The sequence below is a fragment of the Methylobacterium trifolii genome, from assembly GCF_022179685.1.
GTDB lineage: Bacteria > Pseudomonadota > Alphaproteobacteria > Rhizobiales > Beijerinckiaceae > Methylobacterium > Methylobacterium trifolii.
Window position 1 is genome coordinate 1 of the sequence record NZ_BPRB01000311.1, and the last position, 6,199, is coordinate 6,199.

Genomic DNA, 6,199 nt, shown 5'->3' on the forward strand with positions numbered 1-6,199 from the left:
GGCCTGCGGGTTCTCCAGGGCCCAGACCATGCCGAGCATCATGTAGACGTGGCGCCACTTCTCAATGTCGATCTGGAGGGCCTGGAGGAAGAACATCAGCAGCGCCGGCCAGACGATCTGCGCGTGCGCGCGGTAGGGGGAGGCCCGCGCCAGCAGGCGGAAGCCTATGAACCCGGTGGCGAGCACGAGGCCGAGGAAGACCGCCCCGCCGAGCCAGCCGCCGTTGGCGAAGCTGCCGATGTAGGAATTGTGCGGCTCCAGCCCGAAGGTGAGGCGCCAGTGCATCGGGCCCATGCCCATCGGCCGCTCGATCAGCATGCCGATGCCGCGCAACTGGTTGCCGAAACGGCCGGTCTCGCCCTCGTCGTAGTCCTGACTGACCGAGGCGCGGGTCTCGAACATCTTGTGCACGTGGTCGACCGAGAGCAGCCCGATCACCGCGACCACCCCGAGGCCGAGCGTCACCAGGCTCAGGGCGACGATGCGCCGGCGCAGGCGCGCGGAGCGGCAGCTCACGTAGACGGAGCCGATCATCAGGACGGCGGCCACCGCCGTCCCGCCCCAGGAGCCGCGGGAGAACGAGAGGAAGATGCCCGCCAGGATGACCAGCAGGGCTACGAGCGACAGCACGGGCCGGCGCGTCGTGGCGGTCAACAGCCCGTGCATCAGGTAGAGGGCGCCCAGCGTCAGGAAGGAGCCGAACACGTTCGGGTCCTGGAAGGTGCCCGACGCCCGGTCGTACTTGTAGAACAGGTCCTCGATCCCGAGCCATTGCAGGTAGCCGACGATGCCCAGAGCGGCCGAGAACACGCAGCTCACGGTGTAGGCCTTGAGCGCCAGCTCCATGCGCGCATGGGTGTTCTCGGAGAAGAACATCGCGAAGAAGATGCACGTCACGCAGAGGTAGATGAGCTGGATCGTCCAGGTGAGGGGGAAGTCCTCGTTGAGATAGGGGATCAGCGCCGTCACGATCGCGCCGAGATAGAGCAGCAGCAGGCCGACCAGCGGCACCACACCGCGATGCAGGCGGATGCCCAGGCACATCCAGAGCAGGATGGTCGGGATGGCGACGAGGTCGTAGGGCGAGGTCTCCGAGAAGGCGAAGCAGGCGAAGAACACGAACGCCGCCAGCATCGCGTTGGCGAGCCCGAACACCACGCGGATCAGGGGGATGCCGGCGTTGGGCAGGCCGAGGCCGGCGCCCGGCCCGGCGGCGAGGGTGGTGCCCATGGATACGCGAACTCCACGGGCCGACAACGCTGGCCCGCTCGACGGACCTCGTCTCTACGCCGGAAAGGTTGAGAATCGGCTCACGGGCGGGCGGCCCGCCGGCCTCAGGCCCGGCACGCCTCGAATTCCGACTTGATCGCCCCGGCGTCGAGGTTGCGGCCGATGAAGACCACCCGCGAGACGCGTGGCTCGTCGGCGCGCCAGTCGGCCTGGAGGTCGCCGTCGAGGATCATGTGCACGCCCTGGAAGACGAAGCGCTTGGGCTCGTCGGGAAAGGCGACGATGCCCTTGCAGCGCAGGATGTCCGGGCCCTGCACCTGGGTCAGGTTCGAGATCCAGGGCATGAACTTCTCCGGGTCGACCGGGCCGTCGATCCGGGCCGAGACGGACTGGATCTCGGAATCGTGGTGATGGTGGTGGCCCTCCTCCAGGAACTCGGGCTCCACCTCCAGGATGCGGGCGAGGTCGAAGGCGTTGCGCTCCAGCACCGCGTCGAGCGGCACGGCGCAGTTCTGGGTGCGGTGGATCGTGGCGAAGGGGTTGATGGCCCGGATCTGGCCCTCGACCCGGTCGAGGGCGGCCCCGTCCACGAGGTCGGCCTTGTTGAGCAGGATCACGTCGGCGAAGGCGATCTGGTTCCTGGCCTCCGGCGCGTCCTTCAGGCGGTCGGGGAGCCAGCGGGCGTCGGCCACCGTCACCACCGCGTCGAGGCGGGCGGCCTCGCCCACGTCCTGGTCGACGAAGAAGGTCTGGGCGACGGGGGCGGGGTCGGCGAGCCCCGTGGTCTCGACGATGATCGCGTCGAACTTGCCCCGGCGCTTGACCAGCCCGTCCATGATCCGGATCAGGTCGCCGCGCACGGTGCAGCAGACGCAGCCGTTGTTCATCTCGAAGACCTCCTCGTCGGCGCCGACCACGAGGTCGTTGTCGATGCCGATCTCGCCGAACTCGTTGACGATCACGGCGTAGCGCCGGCCGTGGTTCTCGGTGAGGATGCGGTTGAGCAGTGTGGTCTTGCCGGCGCCGAGATAGCCCGTGAGCACGGTGACGGGGATCTTGTCGCTGGCGGACGGGGTCGGGGCGTCGGACATGGGGGCTCTTCGGCAGGGTTTCGGGGCGGCGGGGCGGCGTCTCACCGGTGCGATGTGATATTGTATCGCCCCGACGCGGATGGAAGGTGTCGGCGGACCACCGGCACGGCGGCAAGCGTCGCAAAACCGTCATCGCTTGCGGGCCAAAGGCTCAGGCATCCCGAAGCCGATGCCCGGTGGCGTAAACGTGATCCCGAGACCACAGCACGGACGGGGGCCGGCCCCGCTTTGCCCGGCGCGGGCAGTTGCACGGCCGCCGGGGCGTGCATATCGGACACAGGTGGGCGCGCAAGCGAGGGACCCGCACCGCGAAGTCCCCGCGCGCTGCCCTCTGCCTTAGAAAAGCACTACCCATCGGTTCGGTGCCAGCGACGGATCGCAGCTCGAATCGCGCGAAGCCGGCCCCTGGCGACATGATTCAAGACGAAACCCGATGGACGCCCGCAACCCCCTGGAATCCGACGCGCGCGCCCCACGGGAATCGGACGGCCGTGCCCGGCGCTCCGGCCTCCTGCCGATCGTCGTGGTGCTGTCCGTCGTGATCGCCCTGGTCGCGGCCGTGGCGATCTACCCGCAACCCGTGCGCGAGGCGCTTTCGCCGGTGCTCGCCGCGATCCAGGGCCTGATCCACGGCGACAAGACCGAGGACGAGGGGGAGGAGAGCCAGCGCGCGGGCGCCGTCGAGCGGGTGTTCCGCCCGACCAAGGAGCAGCGCGCCGCCTTCGAGATCCACCCGGTCGCCACCATGACCTTCCGCCCCGAAGGCTCGGCGGAGGGGCGCATCGCCCTCAACGAGGACGACAACGTGCCCGTCGCCTCCCCCTATGCCGGCCGCGTCACCAAGGTGCAGGTGCGGGCGGGCGACGACGTCAAGGTCGGGGACGTTCTCCTGACGCTCGAGGCCACCGACATGGTCCAGGCCCAGAGCGACTACCAGGGGGCCCTCAACAACATCCAGAAGCAGCAGGCCCTGCTCAAGCTCGACCACACCATCGCCGCCCGCCAGCAGGAGCTGTTCGCGGCCAAGGCCGTGGCGCTCAAGGACTACCAGTCGGCCCAGAACGACGTGATCGCCGCCCAGAGCGACCTGAAGACGGCGCAGGCCAACCTCGACGCCGTCAAGAACCGGCTGCGGCTCCTGGGCAAGACCGATGCCGAGATCGCCGGCTTCGAGAAGAACGGCACCCTCAACTCCGAGACCCAGATCCGGGCGCCGATCGCCGGCACCATCGTGCAGCGCAAGGTCGGCGTCGGGCAGTACCTGTCCTCGTCGAGCGACCCCGCCTTCGTCATCGGCGACCTCTCCACCGTCTGGCTCGTCGCCAACGTGCGCGAGAGCGAGATCCCGAAGATCCGCATCGGCCAGGAGGTCGAGGCGAAGGTGGCCGGCTTCGGTGCCCGCGTGTTCCGGGCGCGGGTGAACTACATGGCGGCCAGCCTCGACCCGGCCACACGCCGGCTCGCCGTGCGCAGCGAGGTGGACAACCCGGAGCGCCTGCTCAAGCCCGAGATGTTCGCCACCTTCACCATCATCACCGGCAAGCCGCAGCCCTCGCCCAGCGTGCCGCTGGCCGCCGTGGTCTACGAGGGCGGCAACGCCCACGTCTGGGTCGCAAGGCCGGACGGGGCCGTCGAGGCGCGCGACGTGAAGCTCGGGCTCATCAACGGCGACAACGCGCAGGTGGTCGAGGGCTTGGCGGCCGGCGAGGAGGTCGTCACCCGCGGCGCCCTGTTCATCGACCGCGCCGCCAGCGGCGACAAGGCTTCGTAGGGCCGCCGGTGATGGACAGCCCGCGATGAACAGCCTGATCGTCTTCTCGCTGCGCCAGCGCGTCCTGGTGTTCCTGATGTTCGTGCTGATGATGGGGCTGGGCTACGCCAGCTACACCCAGCTCAACATCGAGGCCTATCCCGACCCGGTGCCGCCGCTGGTCGACGTCATCACCCAGAACCCCGGCCAGTCGGCCGACGAGATCGAGCGCTACATCACCATCCCCCTGGAGGTGGCGCTGGCCGGCATCCCCAACGCCCAGGTGGTGCGCACCATCTCCCTGTTCGGCCTCTCCGACGTGAAGGTGCAGTTCAACTACGAGTACACTTACGAGCAGGCGCTCCAGCGGGTGCTGAACCGGCTCTCGCAGCTGCCGCCCCTGCCCAACGGCGCCCAGCCGCAGATCTCGCCGACGAGCCCGGTGGGCGAGATCATGCGCTACAAGCTCGTGGGGCCGGCGGGCTATTCCTCGGCCGACATGAAGACCCTGCAGGACTGGGTGCTGCAGCGCCGGTTCAAGGCGATCCCCGGCGTGGTGGACGTGACCGCCTTCGGCGGCAAGACCAAGGAATACGAGGTCGCCGTCGACCTGAACCGGCTCCAGGCCCAGGGCATGACCCTGGTCCAGCTCGTCAACGCGCTGAACAACTCCTCCATCAACGTCGGCGGCCAGACCTTGAACGTCGGCGAGCAGTCGGCGGTGGTGCGCGGCGTCGGCCTGATCCGCGACATGGACGACATCCGCGACACCATGCTGACCCAGGTCAACGGCACGCCGGTGCTGGTGCGGGACGTGGCCGAGGTCCGGGTCTCCAACGCGCCGCGGCTGGGCATCGTCGGGCACGATGGGCAGGGCGACATCGTCGAGGGCATCGTGCTGATGAGCCGCGGCGGCCAGAGCCTGCCGACGCTCCAGCGGGTGGAGGCCGAGATCGAGCGGATCAACGCCTCGACCATCCTGCCGCCCGACGTGAAGATCCAGCGCATCTACGACCGCTCGGGGCTGATCCACACCACGACGCACACGGTGATGCACAACCTCGTCTTCGGCGTGGTGCTGGTCTTCGTGGTGCAGTGGCTGTTCCTCGGGAGCCTGCGCAGCGCGATCATCGTGGCGGCCACGATCCCCTTCGCGCTCGGCTTCGCCATCCTGATCCTGGTGGTGCGCGGCGATTCGGCCAACCTCCTGTCGCTGGGCGCCATCGATTTCGGCCTGATCGTGGACGCCACCGTCATCATGGTCGAGAACGTCTTCCGCCATCTGGCGGAGCCGGAACACTCGGAGGGGCAGCCCGCGCCGGGCGGCCTCACCGGGCGGCTCGGCACCATCGCCATCGCGGGCGCGGAGGTGAACCGGGCGATCTTCTTCTCGGCCACCATCATCATCGTCGGCTTCCTGCCGCTCTTCACCATGACGGGCGTGGAGGGCCACATCTTCGGGCCGATGGCCAAGACCTACGCCTACGCCCTCGTCGGTGGGCTGCTGGCCACCTTCACGGTCTCGCCGGCCCTCTCGGCCCTGATCCTGCCGCGTCACGTGGAGGAGCGCGACACCCTGATCGTCAAGGTGCTGCGCTTCGGCCACGAGATCATCCTCCGGTTCGGCCTGCGCAACCGCATCCTGTCGCTGGCCGTCACGCTGGCGATCCTGATGGTGGCGGGCGTCGCGGCCCGGAACCTCGGCCTGGAATTCCTGCCGAAGCTCGAAGAGGGCAACCTCTACGTGCGCGGCACCATGCCGGCCTCGATCTCCCTGGAGGCCGGCAATTCCTACGTCGAGCGCCTGCGCCGCATCTTCATGGAGGTGCCCGAGGTCGTCACCGTCCTGTCCCACCAGGGCCGCCCGAGCGACGGCACCGACGCCACCGGCTTCTTCAACGTCGAGATCCTCGCGCCCCTCAAGCCCATCGACCAGTGGCGCAAGGGCCTGGAGAAGGAGGCCCTGATCCGCAGCCTCGCCAAGCGCCTGGAGGCGGAGTTTCCCGGCATCGAGTTCAACTTCTCCCAGTACATCGAGGACAACGTCCAGGAGGCGGCCTCCGGCGTGAAGGGCGAGAACTCGGTCAAGATCTACGGCACGGACCTCGCCACCATCACCAAGACCGCC

General features: G+C 68.7%; 4 protein-coding genes. 2 read left to right on the forward strand and 2 right to left on the reverse strand.

Annotated features, from left to right (window positions below):
- Together COGEMETH_RS22930 and COGEMETH_RS22935 are read right to left on the reverse strand one after the other, a co-directional pair.
- Positions 1–1,230, reverse strand: a 1,230-nt coding sequence (locus COGEMETH_RS22930) for an O-antigen ligase family protein (RefSeq protein ID WP_238184993.1), incomplete at its 3' end; no start/stop codon positions are given.
- A 104-nt stretch (positions 1,231–1,334) separates the two neighbouring features.
- Positions 1,335–2,321 carry a CobW family GTP-binding protein gene (locus COGEMETH_RS22935; RefSeq protein WP_238184994.1) on the reverse strand — a complete coding sequence of 329 codons (987 nt, stop codon included), beginning with the start codon at positions 2,319–2,321 and terminating at the stop codon, positions 1,335–1,337.
- A 433-nt stretch (positions 2,322–2,754) separates the two neighbouring features.
- On the opposite strand from COGEMETH_RS22935, the gene COGEMETH_RS22940 reads away from it, so the two are divergent.
- Complete coding sequence (locus COGEMETH_RS22940) at positions 2,755–4,092, forward strand: efflux RND transporter periplasmic adaptor subunit (protein ID WP_238184995.1); 1,338 nt, start codon at positions 2,755–2,757, stop codon at positions 4,090–4,092.
- A gap of 25 nt (positions 4,093–4,117) precedes the next feature.
- On the forward strand, positions 4,118–6,199 hold a 2,082-nt coding region (locus tag COGEMETH_RS22945), incomplete at its 3' end, for an efflux RND transporter permease subunit (RefSeq protein WP_238184996.1).